Annotated in this window: 16 protein-coding genes; 9 read left to right on the top strand and 7 right to left on the bottom strand. The window is 67.2% G+C overall.

Annotated elements, in window-relative coordinates:
* Window positions 1-7: 7 nt before the first annotated feature.
* Entirely contained in the window at window positions 8-352 is a 345-nt protein-coding gene (locus LK10_RS06400; protein ID WP_043121270.1) for a hypothetical protein, read from the bottom strand.
* Window positions 353-556: 204 nt separating this feature from the next.
* Here LK10_RS06400 and LK10_RS06405 point away from each other — a divergent pair, with 204 nt between their 5' ends.
* The 3 genes from LK10_RS06405 to LK10_RS06415 all read left to right on the top strand — a co-directional run bounded on the left by LK10_RS06405 (window position 557) and on the right by LK10_RS06415 (window position 2639).
* Window positions 557-817 carry a mycoredoxin gene (locus LK10_RS06405; protein ID WP_043121274.1) on the top strand — a complete coding sequence of 87 codons (261 nt, stop codon included), beginning with the start codon at window positions 557-559 and terminating at the stop codon, window positions 815-817.
* A 98-nt stretch (window positions 818-915) separates the two neighbouring features.
* Window positions 916-2010 carry an S-(hydroxymethyl)mycothiol dehydrogenase gene (locus LK10_RS06410; RefSeq protein ID WP_043121276.1) on the top strand — a complete coding sequence of 365 codons (1095 nt, stop codon included), beginning with the start codon at window positions 916-918 and terminating at the stop codon, window positions 2008-2010.
* Window positions 2010-2639 (top strand): MBL fold metallo-hydrolase, encoded by a 630-nt coding sequence (locus tag LK10_RS06415; protein ID WP_043121278.1) that lies wholly within the window; start codon window positions 2010-2012, stop codon window positions 2637-2639. The genes LK10_RS06410 and LK10_RS06415 overlap by 1 nt, the downstream gene beginning before the upstream one ends.
* Before the next feature lie 29 nt (window positions 2640-2668).
* Here the strand turns inward: LK10_RS06415 and LK10_RS06420 are convergent, their stop codons facing one another.
* Window positions 2669-3238, bottom strand: a complete 570-nt coding sequence (locus LK10_RS06420; RefSeq protein ID WP_408021442.1) for an SDR family NAD(P)-dependent oxidoreductase — start codon at window positions 3236-3238, stop codon at window positions 2669-2671.
* Between the two features lie 75 nt (window positions 3239-3313).
* Between LK10_RS06420 and LK10_RS21770 the strand changes: the two genes are divergently transcribed.
* From LK10_RS21770 to LK10_RS06450, 6 genes are all read left to right on the top strand, one after another.
* Complete coding sequence (locus LK10_RS21770) at window positions 3314-3730, top strand: hypothetical protein (protein WP_043121281.1); 417 nt, start codon at window positions 3314-3316, stop codon at window positions 3728-3730.
* On the top strand, window positions 3727-6168 hold the full coding sequence (gene ppsA, locus LK10_RS06430; RefSeq protein ID WP_081998328.1) for a phosphoenolpyruvate synthase: 2442 nt from the start codon (window positions 3727-3729) through the stop codon (window positions 6166-6168). The genes LK10_RS21770 and ppsA overlap by 4 nt, the downstream gene beginning before the upstream one ends.
* 215 nt (window positions 6169-6383) lie before the next feature.
* Window positions 6384-7001, top strand: a complete 618-nt coding sequence (locus LK10_RS06435) for a hypothetical protein (RefSeq protein WP_231567643.1) — start codon at window positions 6384-6386, stop codon at window positions 6999-7001.
* Between the two features lie 83 nt (window positions 7002-7084).
* On the top strand, window positions 7085-7441 hold the full coding sequence (locus LK10_RS06440; protein ID WP_043121286.1) for an SPW repeat protein: 357 nt from the start codon (window positions 7085-7087) through the stop codon (window positions 7439-7441).
* 119 nt (window positions 7442-7560) lie between these two features.
* Window positions 7561-7830: a universal stress protein gene (locus tag LK10_RS06445; RefSeq protein ID WP_081998342.1), complete on the top strand. Its 270-nt coding sequence runs from the start codon at window positions 7561-7563 to the stop codon at window positions 7828-7830.
* Window position 7831: 1 nt separating this feature from the next.
* Entirely contained in the window at window positions 7832-8695 is an 864-nt protein-coding gene (locus LK10_RS06450; RefSeq protein WP_043121290.1) for a polyphosphate kinase 2 family protein, read from the top strand.
* Window positions 8696-8702: 7 nt separating this feature from the next.
* Here LK10_RS06450 and LK10_RS06455 read toward each other — a convergent pair whose 3' ends face one another.
* From LK10_RS06455 to mgtA, 5 genes are all read right to left on the bottom strand, one after another.
* Complete coding sequence (locus LK10_RS06455; protein WP_043121292.1) at window positions 8703-9176, bottom strand: pyridoxamine 5'-phosphate oxidase family protein; 474 nt, start codon at window positions 9174-9176, stop codon at window positions 8703-8705.
* A 67-nt stretch (window positions 9177-9243) separates the two neighbouring features.
* Window positions 9244-10212 carry a hypothetical protein gene (locus LK10_RS06460; protein WP_231567645.1) on the bottom strand — a complete coding sequence of 323 codons (969 nt, stop codon included), beginning with the start codon at window positions 10210-10212 and terminating at the stop codon, window positions 9244-9246.
* Window positions 10209-10910 (bottom strand): cytochrome b N-terminal domain-containing protein, encoded by a 702-nt coding sequence (locus tag LK10_RS06465; RefSeq protein WP_081998329.1) that lies wholly within the window; start codon window positions 10908-10910, stop codon window positions 10209-10211. Before LK10_RS06465 ends, LK10_RS06460 begins: the two co-directional genes overlap by 4 nt.
* A complete protein-coding gene (locus tag LK10_RS21775) occupies window positions 10907-11074 on the bottom strand; it encodes a hypothetical protein (RefSeq protein ID WP_156144063.1) in 168 nt (55 codons plus the stop codon). The genes LK10_RS06465 and LK10_RS21775 overlap by 4 nt, the downstream gene beginning before the upstream one ends.
* Window positions 11075-11126: 52 nt before the next feature.
* Entirely contained in the window at window positions 11127-13826 is a 2700-nt protein-coding gene (mgtA, locus tag LK10_RS06470; RefSeq protein WP_052207031.1) for a magnesium-translocating P-type ATPase, read from the bottom strand.
* Window positions 13827-13872: the final 46 nt, after the last annotated feature.

Consider the following 13872-nt stretch of genomic DNA (forward strand, 5'->3'; position numbering starts at 1 on the left):
CGACGCTTCACTCCCGTTCCTCAAGCCCAGCCGCGAGTCGGGCAGCGTCCTCAAGGGAGCCCGGCGGGAACCGACGGAAGGCTTCGTCGGCCTTCTCTCTGCTGATACCGCTGGCGAGGATGCGCACTTCCTCTGCCTCGTCGTCGTCCACATTGGCGCAGGCGAGGATCTGGCCTTCCTTGGCGGAGAACATGACCCACCACTCCTCGCCGTCGGTGTCCTTGAAGAGATAACCGTCGCGGCCTCGAAGGAGGTCGCCTTCGACCGCGTCGTCGGCTCCCGGGGAGGAAGCAGGCAGGGCCTCGTAGTGCACGGGCGGCCGGCGCCGATCGTTCAATCCGTGGAACTTCATCGCCTTGTTCTCCAGCAGTCGGTGGCCGTGGCAGGGCCCTGCCTAGGTGAAGTGTCGTGCTGGCCGCACCTCGCGTACAGAGGCGACCGCGTAAAGGCTTCGTCAGGATCCGCAGCCACGTAGACGAGAGCGAGAAGAAGGAATACTTGATCCCCTGAAACCGTTCTGCGATACGGAAGACCCAACCGCTCGAGGAGTACACCCATGACCGACTTCACCCCTTCCGACGGCACGATCACGATGTTCTCGACCGCATGGTGCGGTTACTGCAACCGCCTCAAGAAGCAGCTCGACGCCCAGGGCATCGGCTATACGGAGGTCAACATCGAAGAGGTCGAGGGCACGGCTGAGCTCGTCGAGCAGCTCAACGGCGGAAACCGCACCGTCCCGACCGTTATCTACCCGGACGGCACCGCTGCGACGAACCCCTCGGCCGCGCAGGTGAAGGAGAAGCTCGGGGTCTGACCGCCCTGAGTGATTTACGTCACCTCTGGTGGCTCCCCGTAGGATGGCAAGGCCATCATGGCACCGTCATCTGTCGGGGAACCACCGGAGGTTTTTTCATGGCCCAGACCGTTCACGAAGTGAAGGCCGTCGTCGTCCGCGAGAAGGGCGGGCCGGCAACTATAGAGACGATTCTGGTCCCCGATCCGGGGCCGGGCGAGGCACTGGTGGACGTTCTCACGTGCGGCGTCTGCCACACGGACCTGCATTACAAGCTCGGCGGCATCGGCGACGATTACCCCTACCTCCTTGGCCACGAGTCGACGGCCATAGTGAGCGCCGTCGGTGAGGACGTCACTGATCTCAAGCCCGGCGATCGCGTCATCCTGAACTGGCGCGCGGTGTGCGGCGAATGCCGCGCCTGCAGGAAGGGCCAGCCGCAGTATTGCTTCGCGACCCACAACGCCACCCAGAAGATGACCCTCCAGGATGGGACGCCGCTCTCCCCCGCCCTCGGCATCGGCTCCTTCGCCGAGAAGACGCTCGTAGCGGCGGGCCAGTGCACCAAGATCGACGACGACGTCGACCCCGCCGCGGTTGGGCTGCTCGGCTGCGGCATCATGGCCGGCATCGGCGCGGCCATCAACACGGGGGCAGTCCAGCGCGGTGAGTCTGTCGCCGTCATCGGCTGCGGCGGCGTGGGCTGCGCGGCGATCGCGGGGGCCAAGCTCGCGGGGGCGACGACGATCATCGCCGTCGACCTCGATCCCGCCAAGGTCGAAACCGCCAAGAAGCTCGGGGCGACCCACGGCGTCGTCTCGCGCGACCATGACCCTGTCGAGGCGATCCGGGCGCTCACGAACGGCTTCGGTGCCGATGTCGTCATTGATGCTGTCGGCCGGCCGGAGACCTACAAGCAGGCGTTCTACGCCCGCGACCTCGCTGGGCGAGTGGTGCTCGTCGGCGTCCCGACCCCCGACATGAAGCTCGAGCTGCCCCTGCTCGACGTCTTCGGGCGGGGCGGCTCGCTCAAGTCCTCGTGGTACGGCGACTGCCTGCCGAGCCGGGACTTCCCCATGCTCGTGGACCAGTACAAGCTCGGCCGCCTTCCGCTCGATGCGTTCGTCACCGAGCGCATCGGTCTGGGCGACGTCGAGGCCGCGTTCGAGAAGATGCACCGCGGCGAGGTGCTCCGCTCGGTGGTGGAGGTCTGATGAGCGTCCGCATCGAGCGCCTCGTCACCTCGGGGACGTTCTCCCTCGACGGCGGCACGTGGGAGGTCGAGAACAACGTGTGGATCGTCGGCGACGATGAGCGCGTCGTCGTCATCGACCCCGCGCACGACGCCGCCCAGGTCGCCGAAGCGGTGGGCGGGCGAACCGTCGCCGCGGTTCTCCTCACCCACGGCCATGACGACCACATCCGGCATGCGCGGGATTTCGCCTCGCGGGTCGGCGCGCCCGTTCACCTCCACCCCGCAGACCAAATGCTATGGGAGGCCGTCTACCCGGACAGCCGCCCCGACTCCGACATCTCAGACGGTCAACGCTTCGAGATCGGGGGCGCCGAGCTCGTGGCCCTGCACACGCCGGGCCACTCGCCCGGCTCGGTGAGCTTCCATGCCCCGGCCCTCGGCACGGTCTTCACCGGCGACACGCTCTTCCAGGGCGGGCCCGGCGCCACCGGACGCTCGTTCAGCGACTTCCCGACCATCGTCAACTCGATCCGGGAGCGCCTCCTCACCCTCCCGCCGGAGACCGCAGTGAACACGGGTCACGGTGACTCCACCTCAATCGGCGCAGAGGCTCCTCACCTGCAGGAGTGGATCAACCGAGGCCACTGACGGGCTGGCATCGACGGGTGGGACGCGGCTCAGACCGCGTTCCACCCGTTGTCGGAGGCGAGCACGACGCCGTTGATATTGCTGGCGTCCCGGCTGAGCAGGAACGTGATGCCTGCCGCGAGCTCTTCGGCCTCGGCAATCGGCGGAACGTTCGCCTGCATGAGCGGACCGAGCACCTCCGTTGCGAGCTCCGAGGCAAACTCAGCATGGATATTCGTCCGAGTTCCTCCGGGCGCCACGGCATTGACCCGGATCCCCTTCCGCGCGTACATGACAGCTGAACTCCGGGTGAGCCCGATGACAGCGTGCTTCGAGGCCGTGTAGGCGGCTCCCGCCGCAGAACCCCGAAGGCCCGCCTCGGAGGAGACGTTCACGATCGAGCCCATCCCGGCCTCGAGCATGAGTGGTACGACGGCCCGCATGAGCCGCATCATCGACGTGAGGTTTACCCCAAGCACACGGTCCCAGGTCGCGTCGTCGACCTCGTGCACCGGTTGGGAGAGCCGTTGCGCGGCCGATCCCTGACGCCGCGCCCGTGACGACAACCGTCTGGCAGCCCCCGCCTCGCCCTTCCCGTGCGGGGACCAAAGCCCCTTCACCCGGCTCCGGCGCGCTTCGAGAATCGACGGCAAGGGACGACGCCGCCGCCCCGCTATGTCCCAAAGGAGCCTTTCATGTCCCCCTCCCGCCAGGCCCTCGTCGTCCACCCCGCTGCACCCGATATGGATGAGGAACAGCGAGCTGCGCTCGGGGCCTGCATTGATGCAGCGTTGGCGTGCACGCAGGCATGCATTTCGGGCGCCGACAGCTGTCTTGAGGAACCCGCCGTGGCGGAGCTCCGTTCGGTGATCAGATGGCAGCAGAACTGCGCGTCGGTCTGCACGGCTGCTGTCCAGATGCTCTCGCGGCTCGGATCCGACTTCGGCAGCATGCCGGACTCGGTTGTGCGGATGATGTCAGAGGCCTGCGAACGGTGCGAAGAAGCTTGTCGCCCTGTCGCAGACTCGTATCTGCACTGCAGGATCACCGCCGACGCCTGCCAGGCTGTGCTCGAATCAGTCGCGGCTCTCATGGCCCGGAGCGAACGATGAGCGCGCTCGCAGGCGAGGGGCAGCTTCCCGCTGCCCTCGGACGGTCCGATCATTCCGCCGTCGTGCTCCGCTTCGAGGACATCGGCATGAAGGATCTTCCGGATGTCGGAGGAAAGAATGCCTCGCTCGGGGAGCTGACCCAAGCGCTCACCGCGTCAGGGGTTGCCGTCCCTGAGGGCTTCGCGACAACAGCCTTCGCATACCGCCAGTACCTCGAGGCAAACGGCATCCGCGAGGCGATGGGCTTGCGTCTCTCGGAGTACCGTTCCGGGAGTGCCAGCCTCCGCGACACCGGGGCGGCGATCCGGGAACTCATCCTCGCGGGAGAGTTCCCGCTCCCCTCAGCCGGTGCCATTCGATCCGCCTACCGCGACCTGAACAACCGGGCGGGGCTCTCTCGAGGCGGCGCGCCGATTGCTGTTGCCGTGCGGAGCAGCGCAACCGCGGAGGATCTTCCCGAGGCGAGCTTTGCCGGCGCCCAGGAGACCTTCCTCAACGTTGTCGGCGAGCGCGAACTCCTGGAGGCCTGCCGTCGCTGCTACGCCTCACTCTTCACAGACCGCGCCATCACGTATCGAGAACTCCACGGCATCGACCACTTGGACGTTGCTCTCTCGATCGGGGTGCAGCGGATGGTCCGCGCTGACCGCGCGGGATCAGGCGTCATGTTCTCCCTCGACACCGAGTCGGGCTTCCCCCGGGCGATCGTCATCAGCGCTGCGTGGGGCCTCGGGGAGACGGTCGTACAAGGCAGCGTCGAGCCAGACAAGTACGAGGTGTTCTCGCCTCTTCTGGCAGATCCGACCGCTCGTCCGATCATTGGAAAGGCCCTCGGTGCGAAGGAATCAAAGCTTGTCTTCGCGCGAAGCGGATCCGGCACGCTTCTGCTGGAGACCTCGGCGGCCGAGCGGGAGGCCTTCGTGCTCGACGACGAGGAGATCCTCCGCCTTGCGCTATGGGCCGTCGCGGTCCAGGAGCACTATGGCCGGCCTATGGACATGGAATGGGCAAAGGACGGCCTCACGGGCGAGCTGTTCCTGGTCCAGGCTCGTCCCGAGACGGTCCAGTCTGCGCAGAGTGCCTCGACGCTGCGTGTGCACCGTCTCACCGGCTCCGGGCCGGTCCTCGCCCGTGGGGCTGCGGTGGGTGACGGGATCGCCTCAGGCAACGCCTGCGTCATCAGGGACGTCCGGGACATTGGCGGCTTCCGTGACGGCTGCATCCTGGTGACCACAATGACGGACCCCGACTGGGTGCCGGTCATGAAGCGGGCAGCCGGAATCGTGACGGATCACGGCGGGCCAACGAGCCATGCGGCCATCGTGAGCCGCGAACTCGGCGTGCCCGCCGTCGTTGGCACAGTGCATGGAACCAGCGCCATCGCGGACGGGAGTCCCGTCACCGTCAACTGCGCCCAGGGTTCCGAGGGACTCGTTCTCGGGGGCCTGGTGTCGTTCGTCACCGAGGAGGCCGACGTCGGGGCCCTCCCGGCGCTTCGGACGCGGCTCATGGTGAACCTTGCCGATCCCTCGGGCGCCTTCCGCTGGTGGAAGCTTCCCGCTGCCGGAGTGGGTCTGGCGAGGATGGAGTTCATCGTCTCCAACCTCATCCGGGTTCACCCCATGGCACTCGTCCACCCAGAGCGGGTTGGGAGCGCCGCAGAGCTGGGGGCGATTCGCGAGCTCACCCGCGGCTACGCTGACCCGACTGAATACTTCGTGGACCGGCTCTCCAGGGGTATTGCGAAGATCGCAAGCCCCTTCCACCCCCAGCCCGCAATCGTCCGGCTCAGCGATTTCAAGACCAATGAGTACGCGAACCTTCTGGGTGGGTCGGCGTTCGAGGAACCGGAAGAGAACCCGATGCTGGGGTTCCGGGGGGCCTCCCGCTACCACGATCCTCGCTACCGCGAAGGCTTTGCCCTCGAGTGCCGGGCCATCAGGAAGGCCCGTGAGGAACTCGGCTTCCGCAACATCGTGGTGATGGTCCCGTTCTGCCGGACCCCCCGCGAAGCCGATGCCGTCCTCGCCGTGATGGCAGAGGAAGGGCTTGCAAGAGGCTCCGAGGGTCTCGAGGTCTACGTCATGTGCGAGATCCCCTCGAATGTCATCCTCGCCGAGCAGTTCGCTGCCCGTTTCGATGGCTTCTCAATCGGCTCGAATGACCTCACACAACTCGTCCTCGGCGTCGACCGGGATTCGGAACAGCTCGCCAACCTGTTCGACGAGCGGGACGACGCCGTGAAGGCGATGATTGCCCAGGCGATCCGGGGAGCTCACACGGCGGGAATCCACATCGGCATCTGTGGCCAAGGCCCCAGCAACCACCCCGACTTCGCGCAGTTCCTCGTGACCCAGGGCATCGACTCGATCTCACTCAACCCGGACAGCTTCCTGCGGACTGTGCCGGTCATCGCTGCAGCGGAAGCCATGGACTAGGGCCTTCAGCCCAACCTCAGTCGCGACCGCTCTCGTAGTCGCTGCACCGGCGCGCAGCTCCCACAGAGCCGAAGGTCCCTTCGGTCACGGCCAGAACGAGGGTCTGAGGTGGGCACGGACTTTCGACCCAAGTTCCGCCGGCATCGCAAACCTACACTGACGGTACGAGCCCGCTTTCCTGGACTCAGACGACCAGCAAAGTAGCGTGACTTCAGATGGCACGGGACTGGCGCACCGCCCGAGCAATGTTCAGCCTCACCCTCGTTCTCGCCTTGTCGGCGTGCTTCGGGAGCAGTTCGTCGGGCCCTTCGTCGTCGAGCGCCTCGACGGCTCCTGCACAGGCGGCCGCCCCGTCGTCGGGCGCCTCACCAGCGCCTGGCAATTCCGCGAGCAGCTCTGCTTCCTCCGGGGGCGCGCTGCCGGAGCAGGTGGCCCCCTTGGCCGTCTTCTACGTGGCCGTGGGCGACAACGGCGTGTCAGGGCCCCTAATCGGCTGCGGCGACAGCATCGTCGCGACCTCCACCCAGCCGGTCCGCTTCACCGACCAGGTCGGTCCGGCCATCCGCACCCTCCTCGCGAACCGCACTCGGTCCGTTGGCATGTCGGGGCTAGTCAACGTCCTCTACCGGTCCACCCTGACCTACCTGGGCGGCAGCTTCGACGGCACCACCATCACCATCTACCTCAGTGGCCAATTCAACCTTTCGGGAGAATGCGACATCCCGCGTGCAGAGGCGCAGCTTGAGTACACGGCCATGGCGGCAGCCGGCGCCTCGCGCGCTGCCGTCTTCGTCGACGGCACGCCCATCGACGCCGTACTGAGTCTCAAGTAGGCGAAGAGCCTCCGCCTGGGCACCCTGCCCAGGCGGATCCCGGGGCACGGATCCCGGGAAGGAAAAAGGAAGGAAGCAGTCCGATGAAGAAATGGATCCGCTGGGAGGACTACGCCGCAGGCGTCTGCGGCCTCTACGCGGCCCTGTCAGTCCTGTGGACCGCACAGACATCCATGTCCACCACCCTCATGCTGGTCTTCGGCATCATCCTCGTCGCCACCGCAGTGCTGAACCTCTCAATGCCCGGCACCCCATGGCTCGAATATGCCCAAGGCGCGGCAGGGATCCTGCTGTTCGCCTCCCCCTGGATCGGCACCTACACCGACCACACCGGCGCAGCATGGACATCCTGGATCGCCGGCATCGTCGCCGCCGGCGTCACCGTCGCCGCCATCAGGCCAGCCACCGAGGCGCACCACAGGGTCATGCCCTCCCACTGAGAAGCTGACCCCCCTCCCCGCGGCTGACGGCCCCGCGCCGCAGCCGCCCGGGAGGCGCGTCAGCCCGAGGTGGCCTAAGGCCCTATCTGTCGTCAGTGCCGTCCATCTACGCTCATGGCATGGATGAAACAGAGGCTGAAGAGGCCCTCACAGGCATCGTCGTCGGCGTCGACGGTTCGCCGCTCTCCATTGAAGCGCTGCGCTGGGCAGCTCGTCTGGAGCCGACCGTCGGCGGGCCGATCACGGCGGCGGGGCTCCTGCTCGGCTCGGTCAGCGCAGCGTGCGCCGAGCATGCGGACTGCCCCGTCCTCGTCGTGCACACGCCTGAGGACTCGAAGGCTGGCCCTTCCAATCTGAAGGCCGCGGCGGCGACCACAGCGTCCAGCTGAGATGACGAAGCGCAGGCCCGGGAACGGCTTCTTCGAGCCACCGGAGGAGCTCCTAGGCGTCGGCGAGCCCTTCTCTCTGGCCCAGATCGACTCGTCCCTGACACCTGGCTTCCGCGGGGCAAAGGCCGACGGCGAGGCCATCCTCACGCTTCGAGACCCGCACCTCGCCGATCTGCAGCAGCGGCTCTTCGCGGAGGGACGCGCTGGAGGCCAGCGCGCTCTCCTGCTCGTCCTCCAGGGCATGGACACCGCTGGCAAGGGCGGCATGGTCAGCCACGTGGTCGGCGCCGTCGACGTTCAAGGCGTCCAACTCGCCGCGTTCCGCGAGCCCTCTGAAGAAGAGAAGGCTCACGACTTCCTGTGGCGCATTCGCATGCAGCTCCCGCGGGCGGGCATGCTCGGGTGCTTCGACCGGTCACACTACGAGGACGTTCTCGTCCCGCGCGTCCACGGCTGGATCGACCTCAACGAGCTCGAACGCCGGTTCTCAGCGATCCGCGACTTCGAGTGGGAGCTCCACGCGGCCGGGACCATGGTGCTCAAGGTCATGCTCCACATCAGCCGCATCGAGCAGAAGCGCCGGCTCTCCGCCCGGCTCGACGACCCCGCCAAGCAATGGAAGTTCAACCCCGGCGATGTCACCGAACGCGCGTACTGGGACGAGTACATGGCCGCATACCAGGACGCTCTGGAACGGACGAGCACCGTCTACGCGCCGTGGTACGTCGTGCCGGCCGACAACAAGTGGTATTCGCGGCTCGTGGTCCAAGAGCTCCTCGTGGCAGCACTCGAGCGCATGGATCTCACGTGGCCAACTCCTGGCTACGACGTCGAGGAGCAGAAGCGAAGGCTCGCGCAGACGTGATGCCCGGCTACTCGTCTGAGGCGGGACGGATGCCCATGAGCTGAGAGGCCCAATGCCCCGGGTCGGCGACGACGAACTGACGACCGGACAGCTCGAGGGGGACGATCCGCACAAAGAACGCCTTGGCGCCGTGCTGCCAGGGGAACAGCGGAAGCGCCAACGCGTCGACGATCTCGGAGGTTTCGAGGACAGGCTCCAGGCCGCCCTTGATGACCACCGACCAGGCTTCGTTGGTTCCCGGCTCGAAGGCGTCGACCTCGAAGGCGACGCGGGCCCGCTCGAGCGATGCCGCGAGCTTGGTCCCGGGATCGGAGCGGAACACGACCGTCCCTCGATCCACCACATAGTTGATCGGAAAGAGTTCGGGATGCTCTTCGCCTGCGATCGCCAACCGCCCGAGGACCATCGTGCGGAGCTTCGCCCAGCACTCCTCGCTTGAGAGCTCCTGCACCTTCGGGTACCGCATGGGCTGGGTTGTCATGGCGACAGTGTAGGTCTGACAGGGCGGTGCAGGAACGGGCTCAAAGGCCTATTCTCCGGGTCCATCTTCAGCGCCTCCGGTAGTAGTCCCGCCAGATGAGGCGGTGGATGGGGATGAGCCGTGGGATCGATCGGAGGCCGGGGATGAACGGCAGGAACATGAGGGCGAGCGTAAGCAGCACCATGATCCCTACGATCACCAGATCGGCGTTCGCGAGGGAATTGAACGGCGGGATCTGGTACCAGAAGGAGAACAGCCAGAGCCACGACTGGCCTGGGTAGTTCCCTGTCTCGTTCATCATTCCCCACTGGTCGCCCGTCAGATGCTGGCTGTCCGCCAGGCCTGGGAAGTACGTTCCGTCTCCGAGGAACAGGACGGTCTTGGTGCGGTCGAGCCCTGCGGCCGTTCCGCCGTCGAGCGCTCCCTCGAGCGCTCCCTTCTGCGCCATCACGAGCAGCGCGGAATCCAGGCCGGGGACGGGCCCGTAGTTCCCGGCCGCGACCTTGGCGGGGTCGCCGTCGGGCGCCTTGGAGAGGGCGTCTGAGTAGGCGGCGGTCCAGTCCGTTCGCTGGGTGTCGCTTGCGGCGTTCCACACGGCGAGGCCGGCCGGGGGCTGCGGGAGCGTTTCGAGCGGCCCGACGACGAAGTCCTGCGCCGTGTCGATAGGCAGCCGGACCCCGGAGAGGCTCTGGAGGTCGATCGGGCCGAGGGTCTGGCTCGCGCCCTGAGTCGAGTTGTAGGGCGGCCCGTACTGGGCCGTGTCGCTCGTCCCGCCGAGTTCGGCGGTGGCGGTCGCCACGAAGTCCGACGGCGCCGTCGTCGCCCATTGCTGAAGGGTCACCGGGGCGTCGTCCGGGGAGCCGACGACGGCGGCGAGCCCTACCGTGAGGAGGCCGACGACGACGAGCGCGTAGACGAGCTCCTTGATCAGGTCGTACTCGCGCACCGTACCGCGCCATGGCCCGCGGTCGAGGTCCTTGCCGCGCCGGTCGGGCCGCTCGGGACCGGCAGTGCGCCGCCGGGAGATGGTAGTCATGAGAGGTCCCCCTCCCCTGTCTCGAGGGTCCCGGCAGCGTCGCGCAGCTGCAGGTTCCGCAGCTGGGAGTCCGTCTCGGCGGCCTCGAGCGGCGGGACGACGCCGTGGGCCCGCACGAGAAGCACGTGGAGGACGACGACCGCCCCCACCGCGAGCGGCAGCAGCACGATGTGCCACATGAGGATCTGGCCGAGGTTCGCGACGTTGAACCACGCCCCGACCCCCACCGCGTTGAGCGCGTCCTTGGCCTGGAACGCGATCCACTCCGAATCGAAGTTCGTCTGGAGCAGGTATCCCGTGAACGCCGTGACGATCGAGACGACGAATGCGAGAACCCCGGTGATCCAGGTCAGGGCCCGGCCGCCCCGCCAGGAGGCCATCCAGAACTTCCCCCACAGGTGGATGACCATGAACATGAAGAACAGCTCCACGCTCCACAGGTGCGTGCTGTTGATGAAGTGCCCGAAGGCGGAGACGTGGTACCACGCCGGCCCGTTGAGGGCCAGGACGCACCCGGAGACGATCACATAGCCGAGCGCGGCGATGGAGCCCATCCCGAAGACGTAGATCCAGGAGGCGACGTAGCTGGGCTGCGTCTCGGGCAGGAGCTTCTCGGGCGGGAGTGCCTTGAGGGACCGCTCACGGAACCGCCCGGTCCAGGAGACGATACGGCTGCCGCTGCCCTGTTCGGCGCTCATCTCCGACCCCGTCCGCCAGGGAAGGGAAGGAGCAGCGCGAGGACGAACAGGACGACCATCGCAATGATGACGATGAGGTTCCCCAATTGAATGGTGAACTGCCCCCATCCGAGGAAGATGCCCTGGGCCACCATCGCGGCCGCCTCAAATGCTGACGAATACACGAAACGATGGTGGTCTCTGTTCGAGGCAGGGGCTAGAGCCCTTGGGCCCGTCTCAGCGCCGCCCGCCCGCTACGCCGCCCGCCCGGCGCACGTGGGCGTGTCCGGTGTGCACGAGGAACGGCACGGCACGCCGGTGCACTCGGGCGTGCGAGGCATGGACTGCGTGAGCCGGAATCGCCAGAGCCGCGGGAGCCGCGAGCCGAGCCTCGCGGGCCGCTTGCTCTCTGGCGGCACGGGCGTCTGCCGCCTGATAGAAGAAGTGCTTTGCGACTTCGACCAGAACGAGGTACAGGATGACCATGCCCACGAGGGCGAGGAAGAACGGGGCGGGCAGCATCCTGAAGCCGATGAGCGTCCGGAACGGCGTGTAGGGGATGACGGCTCCGATGGCGACCACTGCGATCACGCTCGCGGTGAGCGCCCTCGATGCGGCGCTCCGGAAGAACGGGATGCGCCGCGTGCGGATCGCGAAGACGATGAGCGTCTGCGTCGCGAGCGATTCCACGAACCAGCCGGCCCGGAACTCCTCGGGCGCGGCGTGGAATATCCAGAGCATGAGCCCGAACGTCGCGAAGTCGAACAGCGACGAAACGGGCCCGAAGACGACCATGAACCGCCGGATCAGGCCGATGTCCCAGTGGGCTGGCTTGCGGAGCTGGTCCTGATCCACCTTGTCCGTGGGAATCGCCAGCTGGCTCGTGTCGTAGAGGAGGTTGTTGAGAAGGATCTGTCCCGGCAGCATCGGAAGGAAGGTCAGGAAGGCGCTCGCGGCGGCGGCGGAGAACATGTTGCCGAAGTTGCTGCTCGTGCCCATCAGCAGGTACTTGATCGTGTTCGCGAAGATGCGCCGGCCGCCGACCACTCCGTCGGCGAGCACCCCGAGGTCCTTCTCAAGGAGGACGACGTCGGCGGCGTCCTTCGCGACGTCGGCGGCACTGTCCACTGAGATGCCGACGTCGGCCCGGTTCAGCGCCAGGGCGTCGTTGACGCCGTCGCCGAGGAAGCCCACAGCATGCGTGCGCCGCAGCACCGTTACGATACGCGACTTCTGCTCCGGCGAGACCCGGGCGAAGGCCCGGGCGCCGATCGCCGCCGAGGCGAGTTCGTCGTCGTCCATTGCCGCGACCTGCGCCCCCGTGAGGACGCCGCCGCTCGTCATCCCCAGAACGGACATGACGTGCTCAGCGACCAGGGCATTGTCCCCGGTGGCGATTTTGACCTCGATGCCCAGCGCCGCGAGCCTGTCCAGCGACTCCCGCGCATCGGCCTTCGGGCGGTCGATGAAGCTCAGGAAGCCCTCGAGCCGGAAAGGGCCCCCATCGGGCCCGCTCGCCACAGCTACCACCCGTGCTCCCCTCCGGAACAAGTCCTCAAGCCGGCCTCGGGCCTCATCCGGGACGTTGGCGCAGCGTTCGAGGACAGCTTCCGGTGCACCCTTGAGAATGCGCACAGGGCTGCCTGTGCTACCCCCTTCGACAAGCGTCTCCATAGTCCGCGTCTCGTGGTCGAAGGGGCGAAGGCCAAGGCGGCGTCGGGCCGCGAAGCGTCCGGGCAGTTCCGGGAAGGCGTCCCACAGGGCCGCGTCGACGGGGTTCTGCCCTTCGCCTGTCGCCCCCGGCGCGGACGGGTCCGCCTCGCAGCACAGCACAGCGAGTTCTGCGAGCCGTTCGGGGGCTCCCGGATCGTGGGCGTCGGCTGGCTGCGCCTCCTCGAAGCCGATCCGACCCTCCGTCAGCGTCCCGGTCTTGTCCGTGACCAGGACGTCGAGGTTGCCCAGATCCTCGATCGCAAGGAGCCGCTTGACGAGCACACCAGCCTTGGCGAGGAGCCGAGAACCGGCGGCCAGGCTGGTGCTGACGACGGCGGGGAGCAGCTGAGGCGTAATCCCCACGGCAATTGCGAGGGAGAACAGGACTGAATCGAGGAACGGCCGTGCGAGGAGCAGGTTGACCGCCAAGATGCCCGCTGTGAGCGCCACTCCGACCCAGAGGAGCATGAGTGAGAACTCCTTGAGGCCACGCTGGAAGGCAGTCTCCGGCAGCCCTTGAGCCAGCCCCTCGGCGATGTGCCCGAAGGCGGTTGACTTGCCCGTAGCCGTAACGACGGCGCGTGCCGAACCCGCGTGGACCACGGTTCCCATGAGGAGGCAGTCTGTGAGGTCGCCAAGGCCTGAGCCTTCGGCGACCGGGGCGGGGTTCTTTTCGACAGGCGCCGACTCCCCGGTCAGGACCCCCTCGTCCGTCTCCAGATCCACCGCCTCGAGGAGCCGCGCATCGGCGGGGACGATATTGCCGAGGCTGAGCCGGATGATGTCTCCCGGAACGAGCTCGCGCACCGGAAGCGAGCGCTCCCTTCCGTCACGGACCACCACGACCGTATGGCTGATTCGCTCGTGCAGATCCGCTGCGGTGCGTTCGGCTCGGAACTCGTTCGCGAACCCGAGGAGACCGCTCCCCACGAGGATCGCCACGATGATGCTCGCGTTGAGCCGGTCCCCGGTCGCGAAGGACATTGCTGCGGCGGCTACGAGGAGCGCTTGGAGGGGGCTCGCGAACTGGCGGACCAGCACGTGCGGCCAGCTGACGCGGCGGGCTTCAAGCACGTTGGCCCCGAGCGCGAGCCTCCGGGAGGCCTCGCCTTCGCCTAGCCCAAGGGGCGTGGAGCCGAGCGCAGCCAGCACGTCGGCGACCGGCATCGAGGAAGCGCGCGCCGAGGGTATCTGTACCAGCGCCGAAACGGTCTGGACGCTCATGAGCCACACTCTACGGGCACTTGTCCCGGGTGGGGATCCGTGATTC

This window comes from Sinomonas humi (genome assembly GCF_000802235.1).
Classification (GTDB): domain Bacteria; phylum Actinomycetota; class Actinomycetes; order Actinomycetales; family Micrococcaceae; genus Sinomonas; species Sinomonas humi.

Coding starts and splice junctions, on each gene's coding strand:
- LK10_RS06400 (WP_043121270.1), bottom strand. CDS start 352: ATGAAGTTCCACGGATTGAACGATCGGCGCCGGCCGCCCGTGCACTAC.
- LK10_RS06405 (WP_043121274.1), top strand. CDS start 557: ATGACCGACTTCACCCCTTCCGACGGCACGATCACGATGTTCTCGACC.
- LK10_RS06410 (WP_043121276.1), top strand. CDS start 916: ATGGCCCAGACCGTTCACGAAGTGAAGGCCGTCGTCGTCCGCGAGAAG.
- LK10_RS06415 (WP_043121278.1), top strand. CDS start 2,010: ATGAGCGTCCGCATCGAGCGCCTCGTCACCTCGGGGACGTTCTCCCTC.
- LK10_RS21770 (WP_043121281.1), top strand. CDS start 3,314: ATGTCCCCCTCCCGCCAGGCCCTCGTCGTCCACCCCGCTGCACCCGAT.
- ppsA (WP_081998328.1), top strand. CDS start 3,727: ATGAGCGCGCTCGCAGGCGAGGGGCAGCTTCCCGCTGCCCTCGGACGG.
- LK10_RS06435 (WP_231567643.1), top strand. CDS start 6,384: ATGGCACGGGACTGGCGCACCGCCCGAGCAATGTTCAGCCTCACCCTC.
- LK10_RS06440 (WP_043121286.1), top strand. CDS start 7,085: ATGAAGAAATGGATCCGCTGGGAGGACTACGCCGCAGGCGTCTGCGGC.
- LK10_RS06445 (WP_081998342.1), top strand. CDS start 7,561: ATGGATGAAACAGAGGCTGAAGAGGCCCTCACAGGCATCGTCGTCGGC.
- LK10_RS06450 (WP_043121290.1), top strand. CDS start 7,832: ATGACGAAGCGCAGGCCCGGGAACGGCTTCTTCGAGCCACCGGAGGAG.
- LK10_RS06455 (WP_043121292.1), bottom strand. CDS start 9,176: ATGACAACCCAGCCCATGCGGTACCCGAAGGTGCAGGAGCTCTCAAGC.
- LK10_RS06460 (WP_231567645.1), bottom strand. CDS start 10,212: ATGACTACCATCTCCCGGCGGCGCACTGCCGGTCCCGAGCGGCCCGAC.
- LK10_RS06465 (WP_081998329.1), bottom strand. CDS start 10,910: ATGAGCGCCGAACAGGGCAGCGGCAGCCGTATCGTCTCCTGGACCGGG.
- mgtA (WP_052207031.1), bottom strand. CDS start 13,826: ATGAGCGTCCAGACCGTTTCGGCGCTGGTACAGATACCCTCGGCGCGC.